Raw genomic sequence first — 17,361 nt, forward strand, 5'->3', positions numbered from 1 at the left:
CCGACCGACAGCGTCAGATAGGAACCCGCACGACGTCATCCGTATATTCGATGGTCACCAGGCCGTCGTCTGTGTCCATGGCAACGGGATCGCCATCCTTGTTGTAGTAATAGCGATTTCCGCCTGCTTCGCCTTCGAAGGTCAGGATGATGCACTTCGCCGCGGAAACCCGGCCCGGACATGCGCCGGTAGTCTCCGTTCCCAGGCCCTTCACCTTCTTTGCCGTGCTGCGCATCTGCTTCATCATCTCGATGATGGCCAGCGGCGCGCGGTGATGATCGGTGGCGGTCTGCTGCTGGTTCGGCACCCACTGGAACAGCAAGGGCGATACAACGCCGGTCTGCAGCACCGCACCGATCGGAACACGCACCCAGCGCCCCTCTTCCTCGTCAAAGCCGACATAGCCGTTCCGGTCAGAATAGCTGGGATGTTCATTATTGCCCGGCTCGTTGCGGGTGGCGTCGGCTTGCGCATCGTAAACCAGCCGCTGGCCATCCGAATAGGAAATGACGATGCTGCAAGCCTTGGGCCGCACATCGAACTTCGCGAAGGGCACCCAGACGTCCTGCTGGGCGCGTGCGCCCTTCCAGGCCCTGACAGACAGCGTTTCCGGACCGGCAGAGCCAGGCGCCGTATAGACACCATCCGCGATGGAGCCGCGCTGCGCCTTTAATTCCAATTGTGGCATCGTGCCCAGCGCGTTGGTCGCGATTTCCATCCCGACGGGAGCCGACCGGCCAATGCTGATGCAACCCGGCCCGACCAACAGCAGTTTGCGACTGATCAGGTTGACTCTCGCCCGGGCCGGCTCAGTCCCTTCAGGGGCAGTCCCATCGACGTTGGTCATACGGGCAAAGAACTTCACTTCCCTGCCCTCGGGCACGATCAGCCGCGTGAAAGGCTTGCGGTCCACCCACTCGGCTTCTGCCACCAAACCGACGCGTTCCGGCGAGGACTGAGCATCTGCCAGCATCTCGAACCAGACCAGTTCCTTGCCCGGCAGGGCCGCGTCCTCACCGGGTTTCAGAATGTCAGGCTTCAGGCGCACACGAAACGGAACCGCCGCCAGCCCCTGCATCCCGAGCGGGCCGGACTTCACTTCACTGGCCACATCCGCGCTGTTTGCATCGAAAGTCGGAGGATTGAAGGAAGGCGACCCGGTCGGCCAGTATCGATCTTCCGCCACCACCTGCGCGATGACGCGGCCGTAATCTTCCCGCAGACTGGAACCCTGGGCGCGAAGCTGCCCCTCCAGCCATGCGATCGATTCCTCATAGCCTTCCTTGGGCAGCACTTCGGTGGATTTGTGAAGGTCGAACAGGAAGCGGATCGGGTCCCTGCTGTCATGGAGCTGCGCCAGCAGCATCCAGAACTCGCCGCGGTCATATCCGCCATCTTCCGTCCGGTTCAACGGCCGCGCATAGCTGGTCGCGCGCTGCTTCCCCGCACTGCCGAAGCGATGGCGCTGATAGAGGTATCCCGCCGCGTCGGCGGTTCCCTCGCTGATCCATGCAACGGATTTGTCGTTCTGGCTGCGGCTGTGAAAATAATAGCTGCGCGAAAAGGGTGATCCTGCCTGATAGGCATGGAACATCTCATGCGCGCTGAACTGCAACAAGGCGCCCCAATCCGTGTGGAGCGGTGCAACCGCGCCTTCCCCGGCATTGAGGCCGTAAGCGGCTGCCACCTCGCGCTGGGTAAAGGTTATCCGCCCCTGATCGCGCGAATATCCACCCACGGTGTCCTGCATTTCGGCCTTGGTCGACTTCTCGTAATCGACATAGACGACCTCGAGCTTGCCTGTGACCTTATCGGGTTTGAACAGGGGCGGGTTCGGCCAGGAACGATAGGTTTCCATCCACTGCCGGATGCGTTCCATCTCTTCGAGCTGCGGCGGAACAACCCGCGCGATTTCGGCGCACTTCGCAGCCGGGGTGGATGTTCCGATATCGACGCAGCGGCCGACCCAATGTTCGGACAGTATATCCCCCGGCAAGGATGTAGGAGCCTTGGCCTGATCTGCCCCGCTGTTCTGGGCGAAGATGGCAGGCCCTGCCAGTCCAGTGGCCACGATTACGGCCAGGGCTGAGCACAGTCGCGCGGACGCGGCTCTCATAGCGGTCTCCCTCAAATCCGGATTTGCGCGATTGTTACGCGCTGGGCGCCCGGGCGTAGCAATCCTCGCCAAAGGTTTTGCTCTCTTCGGTATCGCCTGCCAGCGTTCGATCCTTGATCACCTGCGCGCGCAAGTCCTTCAGTTCCGCCTCGCCAATGCCGGCGGCCTTGGCCCGCTCGTCAATCAGACCGTGCCAGTAGCTCACCGAGGGACTGAAACGGCGCGGCGGCGCGGACGACGAAGAGGTGATCTGCGTCGCCATCATACCGGACAGAGCGAGGTGGCAGTTGATCGCCTCCACTACATCGTCACGGGTCGCGGAGGCGACAGTCGGCGTTGCCTCTTCAGTGTTCTGGGCAGAATTTTCCGATGGGGCATCACCCCCTTGCGAGCCTGCTTCGCCGCAAGCCGCAAGCAGTGTCAGCGCCCCAAGTGTAAGCCAGTGTTTCATGTCCGATGCTCCCTTCGGTTTCCGCCCTGCCCCACCCGCTTCGCGCCGTCATACGCCAGATGGGGTATGACGGGGCCGCGTCACTCCCATAGGCAGCGCTCATATGTGCGATCTTGTGCCGCCGCGCCGACCGGCGTGGCGAACTGAAGTCGGGGAACCCATGAACACTATCAAACCGCGCCTTGTTGCAGCCTTCGCTTCGCTGGCAATAGTCGCCGGTGCCGGCCTCGCCGTGAGCGGACAGGCCAAGTCGCCGGAAGAAACGATCACCCTCTATAATGGCGAAGGTCTGACGGGTGTGCCGGTCACCATCAGCAAGGATGAGGCCAACCTGCAGGGCGTGGAAGCCAGTGAAGGGTTCGACGGGACCGCGAACGATTATGCCTATTCCCTGAAGGCAGTCGGCCGGTGGCAGGTCTGTATGGATGCGGGCTACACGACGGATTGCATGGAAGTTGACGGAGACGTCTCCAATCTTGGCGAACGTGGCGGCTCGATCAGCTCGGTCCGCTATGTCGGCCCGTCAAATGCCGTGGCCACCGCCAGCGATGAACCGAAGACCAAGGGCAAGAACAAGCAGACCAAACCTGCCAAGCCCGCAAAGACTGAAACGAGCGTTGCAGCCGCGCCCGCCGCGCCGGAATGGCAGCCGATGTTCAATACCGACCTCTACGGATCGGACTATCACTCGATCAATTACAGCCGTCCCGGCAGCAATTGGCAGATGTGTAAAGCTTCTTGCGATGGCGACCGCCAGTGCCGCGCATGGACCTATGTCCAGCCGGGCCGCACGGAGTTCGGGGAATGCTTCCTGAAGAATGAAGTGCCTGAAATGTCTGAATCCGACTGCTGCGTTTCCGGTGTGAAGGGCGCCCCTTCCTCCACCGCAATGCGCGGCGGCGAATTCGGCAACGGAGCCGTGCGGCGCATCGGCGAACGTTCAGCCAATGCTCTTGAGGACGAAGTGGGCCGCGCAGCCGAAAACGCGGTTCGCCGCGGCGTCGGCGGGCTGTTCGACAATTAGGCCTGCATTCCCATTCACCCACCCGGTTCGAGGATAGTACCCATGAAGAAGATCGCCCTCCTGTGTTCCCCCCTGCTGCTTGCTGCCTGCGGTGGAGGATCGGAAGAAAGCTCAACCGGCGCGCCCGACGCGACTTCCTCCGTTGCAGTGGCTGCAGAAAGCGTGCAGCCCACGATCACCACCCGCGAAGGCGCGGAACAGGCGTACAAATGCCGTGGGCTGACTTCCGCTGCGGCCGCAGCCAAGATCGCGCTTCCAGCCGACCAGGTACCCGCCGAACTCTCCGCGCTTTCCACCGGCGTTTCCAGCTATTGGAACAAGCAACTCGGAGCCATTGCCCCGGGCGTGCTGTCCGTCGACGAGGAAGCCAGCCTCATGGCATCCTCAACCCGCGTCCTGGCCACCCGTCAGGCTCTGGAAGAGGAAAAGGACGCCATCCTCGAGTGCATCGCGGCCATGCCAAAGGCCTGATCCAGCCATCGCGCCACCTGCTCTGAAGGAGCCTGCCACAGCTTAATTCCCTTGGCCGGAGCTAATCCGGCAGCCCCTGCCAGCACCGAACCTGCCCATAAGGCCACCGGGTCTTGCGTGGGCGCGGTCTTATGCGCACAATCGGCGCAGAGCGGAACGTGCTGTAGACGCTGGGCTTTCTTGGGGAATCGATGTCCGATCTGGGGCAAAAGCCGGCTGAGAACGTGGATTTCGACCTTATCGCGACATCCTACCGTTCGTTGACGGAGCCGGCTGCATTCGACGAAATGATTGCGGCGTGGAACCGCAAGCTGGCGGCTGTGGAAGACGAGGCCGACTGGAATGAGCAGCGATTGGGGCAAGACCTGTTCGGCCACCTCTCCCGCCTCGGATCGCTGGCCGAGAATACCGCCGCCGTCGCGGAAGACCCCATCCGCCAGACCGTGGAAGCCACGGAAGTCGCCACCATGGTGCAAACTCCAGAGGGGCGCGTGGTGGCGATCAACGATGCGGGCATGGCTCTGTTCGGGCCTCTGGCAGGATCGATCGACCCGCTCGACTGGCTCGATGCCACATCTACCGCCGATCTTGCGGCCCTGCGCCGCTCTGCCGCGGAGAACGGCAACCGCCAGCGTGCCATCCTGCGCCATGCCGAGATGGACGGATCGACTGACCAGCTGGTCGAGGCGCAGGTGCTGAAAGTGCCCGGTTCCGATACCGGCTTCGTCACCATCCGTTCACTCGCCCTGCCATGGTCGCCCGGCGTCGGCGAAGCCCTGGCAGAAGCCTTTGCCCTGACCGAGGCTGAGCTGGATGTGCTGCGCCTGTTCTATCTCTCGCGCGATCTCGACGATGTTTCGCTGGCCCGCGGCGTCTCCATCAAGACCGTTCGGACCCAGTTCAAGACCATCCTGATGAAGACGCAGGCGCGCAGCCAGACCAATCTGCTCCACTTGGTTGCCATGCTCTGTGCGCGTGTCGCAGCCGATCGGAGCGGGACGGAAATGGGCTGGAGCGATCCTTTCGGTTCGGAACAGATATTCACCCGTCCGGGCGGCAAGAAGCTGGCCTACAGCACCATCGGCCCGGCCCATGCCCGGCCGGTGCTGTGGGTGCATGGCCCCGGCTTCAACGGCATCCCACCGCAAAGCCTGATCGACAGGATCATCACCGCCGGTGGCCGCCTGATCCTGCCCTGCCGCCCTGCCTATGGAAACAGCGAGCGCGATCATGCGCAGGGCATAGAAGAGGATCAGGCATCCGCTCTGGCAGAACTGGCCGAGGAACTGGGTCTGCAAGCCTGCCTGGCCGTGGGCACTACCTGCAGCGCGCAGGCCCTCCATCTCGCGCGGGACAAAGTCCCCCACCGGATAGGCACTGTTGTGGCCATCAGCTTCAGCTGGAAAGCCAGCAGCGAGGAAGTCCGACGTCTGCCAGCAGTCCACCGCACGGTCTACAGCCTTGCCCAACGTGCCCCGTCTATCCTGCGATCGATCTGTTCGGTTGCCCTGCGGATCATCCGCCGTGTCGGGCCTGACTGGTACGTGCAGCGCGCCCACAGCTATTCGCAGGCCAACCGTGCCTGCCTGCGCAATCCGGAAACCCAGGCCCTGCTGCGCAGCGATTGCCGCATGATGCTGGCACAGGGGACAGAAGGCTTCATTTCCGACCTGCTGCTGGCCTATGCTGATACGTCCGGTGCCTTGACGCGCTCAACCTCGCCCACTGTCTGGCTGATGGGAGAGTTGGACCAGCACCTGCACCTTGAGGAGGCCCGGCTGTTCTGCACGCGTTATCCGGGGATTTCACTGAAAGTCCTGCCCGGATGCAGCGAACTGATGGTCTATCAACGTCCCGAACTGGTTGCGGACGCTATCGTCGAGGCTTTGTGCATGCGGGCCTGAACGCCTGGCGCTTTTATTCGGGATCTGCCCCGACAGGCTCTTCCGGCCGTTCGGATCGCTTTCCCCTCCTGGCGGAAAGCACCAGCGCCAGAATGAGCGCCGCGATAACCGCCAGTGCAACGGCTGCGTAATGCCAATCGCTCCACACCCCCAGCCCCGCTAGCTGCTCGATGAACACGCGCTGGCCAAGCACGAAGATCATAATCTGCAAGATTATGAAATACTTGGCGAATTTCCTGAACTTTTCCAACGCAGGCCTTTCATCATGCGATTGGGGCAGTCAATGCGGCTCGAATTGCGGTTCCTTCCGGTCTTCGAGAAAATCTTCCATGAATTTGAGGTTGTTGCGCAGCCGCTCGTCCTCCGGGGCATAAGCCAGCGCGGCGCGTGCATGCCTGGTCGCCACCTCGTGCAGGCCGATGTTCCATGCCCCCAGGGCCGCCAGATCGTCAGGCGTAGCGCCATAGCAGCGCGGATCGCGCACATGGCGATCCGGCGGGGGCGAGAGTGAAAGGCCTTTCACGGCCGCAGCGTAACAGTTGGGCCAGTCCTCCAGCTTGTAATAGGCTTCGGCCAGCGCGATCCACGGTTCGCGGACAGTGGGCAGTTCGGCAACCGCCTTGTGATACCAGGGCAGCGGATCGCGCCCCAGCCCATCCAGACACTTGCCGATGAAGATCATGCTGGCCACGCGTTCCGAGGTGAAATGGCCATTCATGTCCAGATAGCGCTGGAACTCGGCAATCGCCTCTTCATAGCGGCGATTGTAGAAATATTCGCGCGCCAGATAATGGGCCATGCGCGGCTCGTGCGGCTCGGCCTTCACGGCGCGCTCCAGCATGCCGAGATAGGCACCCCGGCTCTTTTCCAGATCCGGATAGTGGTCCACCTGCAGCCCTTCGACCACGACGAACTTGTCCTCCACCCCGTCGGGATAGAGCGCCTCGTGGCAAATATGGCGCCAGAAATAACCGTTGCGGGAATGGATACGGGCATTGAGGAACTGCACACCCGGCGAACCGTCCGCCTGATGGCTGTAAACCAGCAAATACTGCCCGCGCGTAGTGCCTTCCACCCAGGCCGCTTCCAGCTTCTCTCGCCAGCCTCCCGACAGCACTTCGTCAATATCGAGCGCGAAGCAGACGTCGGCATCTTCGGGCACCAGTGCCAGCGCTGCGTTGCGCGCATGATCGAACCGCCAGGGCTGCACCTTGATCTGGTGAACCTGCGCACCGCGCGCGCGGAACATATCCTGCGTCCCGTCGGTAGAGCCGGTATCGGCGATGACGACATAGTCCGCCCCTGCACAGGCATCCATGAACCGGTCCACGAATTTGGCTTCGTTCAGGCAGATACCGTAGATCGCTATCTTCATGGTCTTCCGTTCGCCGCTATCTCTACGCAGAGAGTGAGGGGGACTTTTCCCTGTAGAAGGCAAGGTTGCTCGCCAGCCGGTCATCGTCGGGCGACATTTCGCAGGCCTGCATGCCCAGGCTCACCGCCTCATCATAAAGGCCAATGTGATAGGCGCCCAGTGCCGCCGTATCGTAAAGCCGATGGCCCCAGACTTCGGGGCGGTCGATATAGGTGTTGGTGCGCCGGGCTACCGCCAGGCCAGACTTGGCCGCGAAATAGCAGGTATTCCAATCCTTCAGATCATAGGCGAAAGCCGCGAGATCGGCCCATGGCTCACGTGACCATGCCGCTTCGCCCACCGCGCGGATATACCATTGCCGCGCATCCTCGTCCTTACCCTGCACGTGATACGCCTTGCCCAGCAGACGCATGGCCCAGCAGCGTTCGAGAACCCAGGTTTCCGGCATGGCCAGATATTCCTGCAGCGCTTCGACTGCTTCGTCCCACTGTGCGTGATACGTGAATTCGCGCGCCAGATAGAAGGCCGTGCGCGTACAGGCAGGGTCTTCCGCCCGGGCGAGGCGCAGCAGATCGAGATACTGCCCGCGCGGCTTTGTCGGATCGGGCAGATGAGTAATCAGCGTCATGTCGGAGACGCAGAATACCTCCTGCATGCGCCGGTCCGGCTCCAGCACTTCGTGGCATGGGTGCCGCCAGTGATAGCCTTGCCGTTTGTGAACCTTGTTCGCCTGATAGCGAACGCCCAGGCTCCAATCGAATTGATAGCGCATGCGCGTGGCATCGGCGGTCCAGGTCTTCTCGATTTCGTCCCGCCAGCCCGGCATCATGACCTCATCGAGATCGAGCGCGATGCAGATGTCCGCATCCGCCGGAACCAATGCCAGCGCCGCGTTGCGCGCATGGTCGAACCGCCAGGGGGCGATGCATATTCGATAGACGCTGGCGCCCTGTTCCTCCGCGAGCCTGACGGTATCGTCATCGCTGCCCGTGTCGGCGATCACGATATAATCGGCATCTGCCGCAGATTGGCAGAAGCGCTCTACGAAGCCCTCTTCATTCTTCGAAATTGCGTAGACGGCAATCTTCATCGGACCACGCTGCTACTGATGTTTTCGCCGGTCAGGTTCATGCGCGATGCAGGCAAATGTCAAATCGCCCTCCAGCACCGTCCCCGGAATTCGCGATTGTCCCCGACCCAAAGCGATAAACGTTACTGGCGGCCGATCCGAGAACCAGCCGCCAGCAACTAACACACTATGTCCGACGTCACGGGCCTACCGGACCAGTGGGACCAGTCGGGCCGGTATCACCAGTCGGACCTGTCGGGCCGGTATCACCGGTCGGACCAGTCGGCCCGGTCTCGCCCGTCGGGCCGGTGGGACCAGTGTCACCCGTCGGGCCCGTCACCCCGGTATCACCAGTCGGGCCAGTCGGGCCCGTCACGCCGGTGTCGCCAGTCGGGCCGGTCGGACCCGTCACCCCGGTGTCACCAGTCGGACCGGTCGGACCTGTCACGCCGGTGTCGCCAGTCGGACCGGTCGGACCCGTCACCCCGGTGTCACCAGTCGGACCGGTCGGACCTGTCACGCCGGTGTCGCCAGTCGGACCGGTCGGGCCCGTCATGCCGGTGTCGCCAGTCGGACCGGTCGGGCCCGTCATGCCGGTATCACCAGTCGAGCCGGTCGGACCCGTCATGCCGGTATCGCCAGTCGGGCCAGTCGGACCCGTCATGCCAGTATCGCCAGTCGGACCGGTCGGACCCGTCACCCCGGTGTCGCCAGTCGGGCCGGTCGGACCCGTCACGCCGGTGTCACCAGTCGGGCCAGTCGGACCTGTCATGCCAGTATCGCCAGTCGGGCCAGTCGGGCCAGTCGGACCTGTCATGCCAGTATCGCCAGTCGGGCCGGTCGGGCCGGTCGGGCCGGTCGGACCTGTCACGCCGGTATCACCAGTCGGGCCGGTCGGACCTGTGTCGCCAGTTGCACCCGTGGGTCCGGTCGCGCCAGTCGGGCCTGTTGCGCCCGTATCACCAGTCGCGCCCGTCGGGCCCGTTGCGCCCGTATCACCGGTTGCGCCGGTCGGGCCAGTGTCACCCGTAGGACCGACCGGGCCAGTCGCGCCCGTATCGCCGGTTGCACCAGTCGGACCCGTGTCGCCGGTCGGGCCGGTGGGACCGGTCGCGCCCGTCGGGCCAGTTGCGCCGGTGTCGCCGGTTGCACCGGTCGGACCCGTATCGCCCGTGGCACCAGTGGGGCCAGTATCGCCAGTGGGTCCGGTCGGTCCGGTATCTCCGGTCGGGCCGGTATCCCCCGTAGGACCGGTATCGCCCGTGGGACCAGTATCCCCCGTAGGACCGGTATCGCCCGTGGGACCAGTATCCCCCGTAGGACCGGTATCGCCCGTGGGACCGGTATCGCCGGTCGCGCCAGTTTCCCCGGTCGGGCCAGTCGGGCCGACGATGCCGGTAAGGTCGTGCTTGGCCTTCTCGACTGCCAGAACCGCCTGGTCGAACGCCAGATAGGTCGGGCGCCCATCTTGCCGGTTGCGGTCGATCAGCGACTTGTTGCCACCGCCGAAGTTCACGCGGATACCGGCCATTGCCGACTGCGCCCAATCGGCATTGTAAAGGCCATCGACGAACAGGGTGACGGCCGCGCTGTTCGAGCTGCTGACCTGATATTCCAGCCCGCCGGCCAGATAATGATCGCCGCCGGAATAGCGGTGACCGGCCGAGATGCGGAAATTGTCAGAGGGATAGAACGCCAGGTCGACAATGTCGAAGGGACGCGTATCGATCGTGCCGGTTTCGACACCGGCAAGCGCTTCAAGGCTGAAGCGGTTCAGATAGACTTCGCCGCCCACGCCGATACGTGCGAGCGAATAGCTGGCCGAGGCGCCACCCTCATCAAGGCCGTTGAATGCGTTGGCCACCGAATAGCTGCCATAAAGGCCGATCGCGCCGACCTTGGGATCGCGCACATAGAACTGGCTGCCGATGCCGCCGAACAGAGCATCGTCGGTAACGGCCGTGCCCGCATCGATCTGCACGCGCATCGTATCGCCGACCGGCACCGCGATGGAGCCGACGAGCGAGCCTGCGCCCGAACCCTTGCCGAAAACGCCGCCGCTTACGCTCAACTGGCCGGTAATGCCGGGCTTGGCCGGCAGCACATCGACCGGCACTGGCGTTGCCGCCGCCTGGCCCGCCGGAACGGACGAAGCGGAAGCGCCGCTGCTTGCCAGCGTGGTGCCAGAAGGCGGCGCACCGGGAACCGAAGCGGTGCTGGGAGGAACCTGGCCGGCCTTTACCGACGCGATCTCCGCACGCATTTCCTGATTTTCGGCTTCAAGCTCTTCGATCTTGGCCTTCAACTCGCGAAGGACCGCCGCCACATCGTCCATGCTCTGAACATCCTGAGCAGACGCCTGTGCGGCATATGTGAAGAGCGACCCGCTGCAGAACAATGCAGCGACAAACCGTGATCGTTTCAAACCAAAAGCCCCCGTTTGAATTTGGTGTCTGAATATATGATAATTATGCGATATTTTGTAATATAATTACAGAAACTTCTTGTTTATGTTTTCTTTGGAACACAAAGTGCCATGATCTGCGCAGCAAAACCTAAATTTGCGTTTAGCCTGAACCAGATTTCCCCCACACCGCGGCCAGCATACTGACAGCGGTATAAGCAGCAGAAGTATAGAAACTCTTGTCGCGCGCAAGGGGAAAAATCATTTCAGGATAAGGCACTAGGGACGACTCTTGCCATCCGCAGCCTTTGCGTCCTCCTGACATGGAGCACGGTCTGCCCGGGTCTGACGTTCAAAGACAGGCGGTCAGGCCATGCCGGCCTGCCAGCGCTCCAGCTTGCGATAGATCGTGGATGGGCTGATCTGGAGATCGCGCGCCGCTTCGGTGACGTTGCCGCCACGGGCTGCAATGCTCGCTTCGATCACGATCCGCTCCACCTGTGACAGGCTCATCCCCTTGGCCGCAGAAGCAAGATCGACCGGGGGCGCTTCGTCGGGGTTCGCCTGTTCAACAACAGTCCCCAACGGCCGCAGCGCCTCGGCTTCCACTGCCACCTTCGGGGTTTCGCGCACCATCGGCGTTGCCTGGGTCTGGATGTCCAGCAGCGGGCCATCGCCCACTACCACGGCGCGGCGCACGCAATTCTGCAATTCGCGCACATTGCCGGGCCAGTTGTGGCGGCGCAAAGTCGCCAGGCCTTCCGGGGAAATGCCCTCAAGGTTGCGCCCTTCATCGGCGCCGAAACGCTCCATGAAGGCCTCTGCGATCAGCACCACATCCTCGCCGCGCTCGCGCAGGGGCGGCATTTCCAGGGGAATGACGTTGAGGCGATAGAACAGGTCTTCACGGAACCGGCCTTCGGCCACTTCGCGCATCGGATTGCGATTGGTCGCGCAGACGATCCGCACATCCACTGGCTCCGGCTTGCTGGAACCCACCTTCTGGATCATGCCTGACTGGAGAAAGCGCAGCAGCTTCACCTGCAGCTTCAGTTCCATCTCGCAGATTTCATCGAGGAACAATGTACCGCCATGGGCCTCGCGCGCAGCGCCGGCGCGATGCTCGATGGCGCCGGTGAACGCGCCCTTCACATGGCCGAACAGTTCCGATTCCAGCAGGTTCTCCGGGATCGCCCCGCAATTGATCGCCACAAACGGCCCGCGAGCGCGCCGCCCTGCGCGGTGGATCGCCTCTGCCGCAACTTCCTTGCCGGTTCCGCTTTCCCCGGTGATGAACACGGTGGCGTTGGAATCCGCGATATTCTCGATTTCGCGATAGACAGCCTGCATCACCGGCGAACGGCCAATGAAGCCCTGAAACCGGTCTCGCCTCGTCGCGCTTCGGGCGACTTTCACCTCGCGGGCAAGCTTGCCGCGCTCGGCCGCGTTGCGCACGGTGGTGACCAGCCTCTCGCCGGAAACGGGCTTTACCAGAAAGTCATAGGCACCCAGCCGCATGGCCGAAACTGCGCGAGAGAGCGAACCGTCGGCCGTGATCACGATCACGCTGGTCTCGCCAAGGCTGGCGCTATGGGCCTCGAGCAGATCCAGCCCGTTTCCGTCCGGAAGCTGCAAGTCCAACAGGATCGCATCAAAGCCAGCGCGAAACTGGATATCCGCCTCCGCCAGAGTGGAGGCCACCTGCACTTCGAAGCCAGCCTCGCTCAGCTGAGCGGCATAGCTCAACGCCAGCGAGGCCACATCCTCGACAATAAGAACGCGGGCGCCGCTCATCCTTCAAGCCTGAAGCGGACGCGGAACGTATCGTTGGTATCCTCGCGCAGGATCTGCCGCTTGTCGCCGAAATATTCGAGGCATCCTGCCAACAGGCCATGCGCGATATCGCCGAATGGCCGGTGCGATGCATATTCTACGGACATGGCCCCGCGATCCCACTTCGCACGTATGGTGGGCGGCTTTGCCCCGGGATGCATTACCTGCACATCGCGATGAATATGGTCGTCCACGTCAGTCAGCAAATCGTCCGCATTGTCATAGAGGACCATGATGGCACGGTGCTTGGCAATGAAATTGTGAAACAGGAACCTGCCAAAATCGCGTGACAGCGTGATCGGATCGAAACCCGAAATCGCAGCCGCAACTGCCAGCAGTTCGATTGCTTCGTCGGATGGATACTGCCCTTCCGCAGTATAGGCACCGCCGCTAGCAAGTTCCGCTTCGTCAATTACCGTCTCGACAAACACTGGACCGCCCGTCTCCTCAAGAAAAGACAGAAGGCTTCTAATAATTGCACCCTTCATTTTCGGTGTGTTCCGTTCTGCAAATTTGTTCTGCAGGACGAACAGCAAAAACCGTGCCGATCTGAATCGGCGGAATCCGGGTGCAAAAACCTTCGCAATCCTCGCATAACGCGAAATTCTTTGCATTTTGCGAATGGAGTTCTCGCGAAATGCGAGAAATGGCCATCCATCTCCTCGCAAAATGCAGAATCCGCTTATTTTGCGAATTGGCACGCCTCTTGAAACGATCCCGGCGAACTGCGGCGCGGATGCGCCTGATGGAGGCAGGATCGTGAAGTATCGCAAACAGATTGCCGCGCTCGCCATGATGACCCTGGCCAGCGCCTGCGCTGCCGGGCCAGCCCCGGCGAACCTTTCAGGCGCGAACTGGGCGCCCGGGCAATTTGCCGGGAAGGACCATCCCCAGGGCGACTGGGTTGCCCGGACGCCTGCGCCCGCTCTTTCTGCAAACTGCATGGTCCAGCAGCCGGGCGAGATCGCCGGGCTGCGCCCTGCCGTCTGGTCCGAAATGGAAGACAGCGCCGCGCCGCTCGCTCCGGGCGACCGGCTGAGGATCGACCTGCTGGGCGATGCGGACGGCCTGTCGGGCATCTATGTAATCGGCAGCGACGGCCGCCTTTCCGTAGCGGGCATCCCGCCGGTCGACGCCTCGGGCCAGTCCGAAACCGGACTGGCCGCCCTGCTGCGCGAACGGCTGGTGGCGGCTCAGATCGTACGCCCGCTGCGCAATGCGGTGACGGTGTCACTGGTGGAATCCGGCGGGATCGCAGCCGCAGTATCCGGCGCGGTGTTCCAGCCCGGCGCGGTGCGCGTGGGCGAAAGGTCCGCCGAAACCCGTGTCGGCCTCAAGGAAGGCATGGTGCGCGGCGATGACAATGCTTCGCGCACGGTGGGCGCGGCCATCCGCAATGCCGGCGGCGTGCGGCCGGATGCGGATGTGGCCCATGTCTATCTGTTGCGCGGCGGGGCCTATCTGGCGCTGGATCTGTCCGGCCTGGCTTCCGGCGCTGGCACATCCGACGTCATGCTGACTTCCGGCGACCGGATCGTAGTGCCCAGCCGCAATTGCTTTGACGAAACGCTGGTTCGCCCCGGCCCGCTGACCGCGCCCGGCATCCGCGTCTACATGTCGAACCTGACGCGCGGTGCCAACAACAATGCCGGTGCAGCCATTGGCAAGGAAAGCACGTCCCTGCCCTATGGCACGCGCTTGCTGCAGGCGCTGGTTTCCATGAATTGCGTGGGCGGCAGCTACATGACGTCCGACCGGCGCGCGGTCCTGATCTCCCGCAATCCGCTGAACGGCCAGAGCATCGTGGTGGAACGCGATGTCGAAAAGCTGATCCGCATGGCCAGCCGTGACGATGCGAACCCCTATCTCATGCCTGGCGACGCAATTGCCTGTTACGACAGCCGCTGGACCAATCTCAGCGAGGCGCTGGGCATGGTCTCCAATCTGGTGAACACGGCAACGCCGGCGATCATCGTCTCGCAGGTCGGCAAGTGATGAACGCGCACGCCGAAGTCCTTCCACCCCCGCGGAGGCTGGTGCGCCTGTGGCACGTGGCGCGCGACGGGCTGCCCTCCGTGGGCCGCTATCGCCGCTACATCACGGCCATGTCGATCCCCCTCGGGGCGATCTGGCTGGTGACCATTGCCTATCTCGCTTTGGCGCCCAACCGCTACGACAGCCGGATGTCGCTGATCCTGCCGGGCTCTGGACAGGGCAGCACGCTGAACCTTGAATCCATCGGGCAGGCCAGCGGCAATGCCAGCTCGCCCTTTTCAAGTTCCACTCTCAGCCCAACGGAGAATTACAAGCGGCTGCTGCTTTCCGATCCGGTCCTGCGCGCGGCAGCCCAGCGGGCGGGCGAGGACGAAGCGGCATTCCCCCAGCCTTCGATCAAGCTGATCGACCAGACCAACCTGATCGAAGTCACCATGCCCGCCGGAACGCCTCAACTCGCCCAGAAGCGCATGGGCGCGCTGCGCGCTGCCTTTCTGGAAGCTCTGGACAATCTGCGTCAGGACGAAGCCCGTGCGCGGGAGGAAAGCGATGCCGAACATATCGCAGATCTCCAGCGCAAAGTGGAAGGGGCGCAGCGGGCCTTGCTCGACTTTCAGGGCAAGACGGGCCTTGTCTCGCTCGATCAGTTTGCCAGCCGCATTTCGGCGCTGGACGATCTGCGTTCCAAGGAACGGGATCGGCGGGTGCAGCTTTCCGAAAATAGCGCGAGTGAAGCATCTCTGGCCCGCTCGCTTGGCGTCTCGCTGCCGCAGGCGCGGCAGGCGATGGTGCTGAAGGCCGATCCGGTGTTTCAGGAATTGCTGACCCGCTATGCCCGTTCCACAGGGGACGAAACGCAGCAGGGCGCCACTCTGGGCACCGCCCATGGAAAGATGGAGCAATTGACCGCCGAAGGTGACGATCTGCGCGAGGCCATGGCCAGGCGCGGATCGACCCTGACCGGCCTGCCCACCGCCAAGGTGATCGCCTTTGCCGACCTGTCTGTTTCCGAAGGCCGCGCCCGGCTGATGGAATCCTATGTCCTGCGCGACAGCGACCGGAACGGCAGCGCTGCCGCGCTGGCCGAAATCCGCCGCCAGATCGGGCAGGAACAGGGCACTTCGCGCACGCTGGTGAAAGACGCATCGAAGCTGGCCGATCTGGTGCGCGACGTGCGCGTGACAGAGGCTGTGTTCAGCTCCGCCCTCGCCCGGCTGGACACCAACAAGGCCGATCCCTTCGCGTCCTATCCGCTGGTCCAGACGCTTGAGGCGCCTTCCCTGCCGCGAGCCAAGGCCGCTCCGTCGCCGCTGATCGCCCTTGCCGGGGCCATGGCGGCATCCATCCTCATCATCTTCGGGTTCCTGCTGCTGTGGCTGCGCCAACCGATCATCCGCAAACTGCTGCCGAACGCCTGATCGCCACCACCATCCAGTGGACCTGGGTGCTGTGGCTGATCGGCGGGCTATATCCGGCAGGCCCGGCGCTGGGCTGGATACTGGCGCTGATGGCCTGCGGCCGGATCTACATTGCGCCCGGCCTGCCGGAGGACCGGCGCCCCGGCCCGCTGCCCGCCACGATCTGGCTGTGGCTGGCGGGCATGGGCGCCATGTTGCTGGTGCTGTGGATCGGCCATTCCAATTTCAGCCTGGGCACCGGCCAGACGATCAAGTCCTCAGTCGGCTGGGCCAAGGGCTGGGCCTTGCTGGCGCTGTTTCCCTTCGCCGGGGCAGTGCTGCGCCCTCGGCCGCAGGTAATCTATCGCGCAATCAGCAAGCTGGGGCTGCAATCGCTGATCCTGCTGCCGCTGTTCCTTGTCGCGCCCTATGTCGGCCTGCCGGGCACGCTGTGGGTATCCCCACTGAAGATCGTCGGCGGCTCCGGCCCGGAATATTTCGCCGCCATCCTCTATACGCTGGAGCCAGGCGTGGGCACGCCGCGCTGGCAGTTCTTTGCCCCATGGTCCCCCGCCGCCGGGATGGTAGCCGTGATCTATGTGCTGCTGGCCGCGCGCGATTCCAGCCTGACCTGGCGCATGACAGGCATTGCTGCCGGGCTTGCGCTGGCCATCTTTTCCCAATCCCGCCTTGCCCTTGTGGCCGTGCTGGCGATCCCGCCCTTCGTGATCTTTGCCGCGCGCATCAACCGGCCTTCCAGCTGGATGGCGGCGGCCCCCATCGCCCTGTTCGCCGGCTTCTTCGGCCCGGCGATCAATGCCTTCATCGGCCAGATGGTCAGCGATTTTGCCGCAGCCCGCGCCGATTCCAGCCGGGTGCGCGCCACCCTTGGCCGCATCGCCCTGGATCGCTGGCAGACAGAGGCGCCGATCTTCGGCCATGGCGTGGTGGAGAACGGCCCGCATCTGGTGGAATATATGCCCATCGGCAGCCACCACACCTGGTACGGCCTGCTGTTCGTGAAGGGGCTTGCTGGCGCCGCCGCACTGGCCGCGCCGCTGTTCGCCAGCTTTGCCGTGCTGTTCTGGCGTGCCCGCCAGAGCCAGCTGCAACGCACCGGCCTGGGCATGGTCTGCGTGCTGATCCTCTATAGCTTCGGCGAGAATCTGGAGGCGCTGGCCTATCTCATCTGGCCAGCGCTGGTGATCCTGGGCTGTGCATTGGGCGAGAAGCTGTCCAAGGCCGATTGAGCCTTCCGCCGGTTCGCCCGCTTCAGCGTCGCCTGCGTCCCCTCAACATCCCTGAAACATGGCATCCTGATC

Annotated in this window: 14 protein-coding genes; 6 read left to right on the forward strand and 8 right to left on the reverse strand. The window is 63.3% G+C overall.

Features of this window, described 5'->3' with window-relative positions:
- Positions 1-13: 13 nt before the first annotated feature.
- Together SZ64_RS09940 and SZ64_RS09945 are read right to left on the reverse strand one after the other, a co-directional pair.
- Positions 14-2,116, reverse strand: coding sequence for a hypothetical protein (locus SZ64_RS09940; protein WP_054530683.1), 2,103 nt, complete (start codon positions 2,114-2,116; stop codon positions 14-16).
- A gap of 34 nt (positions 2,117-2,150) precedes the next feature.
- Entirely contained in the window at positions 2,151-2,567 is a 417-nt protein-coding gene (locus SZ64_RS09945) for a hypothetical protein (protein WP_054530684.1), read from the reverse strand.
- A gap of 160 nt (positions 2,568-2,727) precedes the next feature.
- Here SZ64_RS09945 and SZ64_RS09950 point away from each other — a divergent pair, with 160 nt between their 5' ends.
- The 3 genes from SZ64_RS09950 to SZ64_RS09960 all read left to right on the forward strand — a co-directional run bounded on the left by SZ64_RS09950 (position 2,728) and on the right by SZ64_RS09960 (position 5,966).
- Positions 2,728-3,591: a PAN domain-containing protein gene (locus SZ64_RS09950; protein WP_054530685.1), complete on the forward strand. Its 864-nt coding sequence runs from the start codon at positions 2,728-2,730 to the stop codon at positions 3,589-3,591.
- A gap of 42 nt (positions 3,592-3,633) precedes the next feature.
- Positions 3,634-4,062 (forward strand): hypothetical protein, encoded by a 429-nt coding sequence (locus SZ64_RS09955; RefSeq protein ID WP_054530686.1) that lies wholly within the window; start codon positions 3,634-3,636, stop codon positions 4,060-4,062.
- A gap of 191 nt (positions 4,063-4,253) precedes the next feature.
- Entirely contained in the window at positions 4,254-5,966 is a 1,713-nt protein-coding gene (locus SZ64_RS09960) for an alpha/beta hydrolase (protein WP_054530687.1), read from the forward strand.
- Between the two features lie 13 nt (positions 5,967-5,979).
- Here SZ64_RS09960 and SZ64_RS09965 read toward each other — a convergent pair whose 3' ends face one another.
- The 6 genes from SZ64_RS09965 to SZ64_RS18270 all read right to left on the reverse strand — a co-directional run bounded on the left by SZ64_RS09965 (position 5,980) and on the right by SZ64_RS18270 (position 13,591).
- Positions 5,980-6,177 (reverse strand): hypothetical protein, encoded by a 198-nt coding sequence (locus SZ64_RS09965; RefSeq protein WP_156313601.1) that lies wholly within the window; start codon positions 6,175-6,177, stop codon positions 5,980-5,982.
- 69 nt (positions 6,178-6,246) lie between these two features.
- The gene (locus tag SZ64_RS09970) at positions 6,247-7,341 is read right to left on the reverse strand and encodes a glycosyltransferase family 2 protein (protein WP_054530689.1); all 1,095 of its coding nucleotides are present in this window, start codon (positions 7,339-7,341) and stop codon (positions 6,247-6,249) included.
- A 22-nt stretch (positions 7,342-7,363) separates the two neighbouring features.
- A complete protein-coding gene (locus SZ64_RS09975; RefSeq protein WP_054530690.1) occupies positions 7,364-8,431 on the reverse strand; it encodes a glycosyltransferase in 1,068 nt (355 codons plus the stop codon).
- A gap of 178 nt (positions 8,432-8,609) precedes the next feature.
- Entirely contained in the window at positions 8,610-10,745 is a 2,136-nt protein-coding gene (locus tag SZ64_RS18805; protein WP_193391518.1) for a hypothetical protein, read from the reverse strand.
- Positions 10,746-11,180: 435 nt separating this feature from the next.
- Entirely contained in the window at positions 11,181-12,608 is a 1,428-nt protein-coding gene (locus tag SZ64_RS09985; RefSeq protein WP_054530691.1) for a sigma-54 dependent transcriptional regulator, read from the reverse strand.
- Positions 12,605-13,591 carry a heme NO-binding domain-containing protein gene (locus SZ64_RS18270; protein WP_241773018.1) on the reverse strand — a complete coding sequence of 329 codons (987 nt, stop codon included), beginning with the start codon at positions 13,589-13,591 and terminating at the stop codon, positions 12,605-12,607. Before SZ64_RS18270 ends, SZ64_RS09985 begins: the two co-directional genes overlap by 4 nt.
- Between SZ64_RS18270 and SZ64_RS09995 the strand changes: the two genes are divergently transcribed.
- The 3 genes from SZ64_RS09995 to SZ64_RS10005 are packed head-to-tail and all read left to right on the forward strand — an operon-like array spanning position 13,590 to position 17,289.
- Positions 13,590-14,642, forward strand: coding sequence for a polysaccharide biosynthesis/export family protein (locus tag SZ64_RS09995; RefSeq protein ID WP_241773019.1), 1,053 nt, complete (start codon positions 13,590-13,592; stop codon positions 14,640-14,642). The genes SZ64_RS18270 and SZ64_RS09995 overlap by 2 nt on opposite strands.
- Positions 14,642-16,060, forward strand: coding sequence for a hypothetical protein (locus SZ64_RS10000; protein ID WP_054530693.1), 1,419 nt, complete (start codon positions 14,642-14,644; stop codon positions 16,058-16,060). The genes SZ64_RS09995 and SZ64_RS10000 overlap by 1 nt, the downstream gene beginning before the upstream one ends.
- A complete protein-coding gene (locus SZ64_RS10005; RefSeq protein WP_054530694.1) occupies positions 16,015-17,289 on the forward strand; it encodes a capsular biosynthesis protein in 1,275 nt (424 codons plus the stop codon). Before SZ64_RS10000 ends, SZ64_RS10005 begins: the two co-directional genes overlap by 46 nt.
- Positions 17,290-17,361: the final 72 nt, after the last annotated feature.

The organism is Erythrobacter sp. SG61-1L, from assembly GCF_001305965.1.
Classification (GTDB): domain Bacteria; phylum Pseudomonadota; class Alphaproteobacteria; order Sphingomonadales; family Sphingomonadaceae; genus Andeanibacterium.

Bases quoted from the DNA above. Each gene is read 5' to 3' on its own strand.
- SZ64_RS09940 (WP_054530683.1), bottom strand. From the start codon at position 2,116: ATGAGAGCCGCGTCCGCGCGACTGTGCTCAGCCCTGGCCGTAATCGTG.
- SZ64_RS18805 (WP_193391518.1), bottom strand. From the start codon at position 10,745: ATGGACGATGTGGCGGCGGTCCTTCGCGAGTTGAAGGCCAAGATCGAA.
- SZ64_RS09970 (WP_054530689.1), bottom strand. From the start codon at position 7,341: ATGAAGATAGCGATCTACGGTATCTGCCTGAACGAAGCCAAATTCGTG.
- SZ64_RS09945 (WP_054530684.1), bottom strand. From the start codon at position 2,567: ATGAAACACTGGCTTACACTTGGGGCGCTGACACTGCTTGCGGCTTGC.
- SZ64_RS09955 (WP_054530686.1), top strand. From the start codon at position 3,634: ATGAAGAAGATCGCCCTCCTGTGTTCCCCCCTGCTGCTTGCTGCCTGC.
- SZ64_RS09960 (WP_054530687.1), top strand. From the start codon at position 4,254: ATGTCCGATCTGGGGCAAAAGCCGGCTGAGAACGTGGATTTCGACCTT.
- SZ64_RS18270 (WP_241773018.1), bottom strand. From the start codon at position 13,591: ATGCAGTTTGCAGAAAGAGCGGGCGCAGGCGTCCGGGCAACCCAGTCG.
- SZ64_RS09950 (WP_054530685.1), top strand. From the start codon at position 2,728: ATGAACACTATCAAACCGCGCCTTGTTGCAGCCTTCGCTTCGCTGGCA.
- SZ64_RS09985 (WP_054530691.1), bottom strand. From the start codon at position 12,608: ATGAGCGGCGCCCGCGTTCTTATTGTCGAGGATGTGGCCTCGCTGGCG.
- SZ64_RS09975 (WP_054530690.1), bottom strand. From the start codon at position 8,431: ATGAAGATTGCCGTCTACGCAATTTCGAAGAATGAAGAGGGCTTCGTA.
- SZ64_RS10000 (WP_054530693.1), top strand. From the start codon at position 14,642: ATGAACGCGCACGCCGAAGTCCTTCCACCCCCGCGGAGGCTGGTGCGC.
- SZ64_RS09995 (WP_241773019.1), top strand. From the start codon at position 13,590: ATGGTCCAGCAGCCGGGCGAGATCGCCGGGCTGCGCCCTGCCGTCTGG.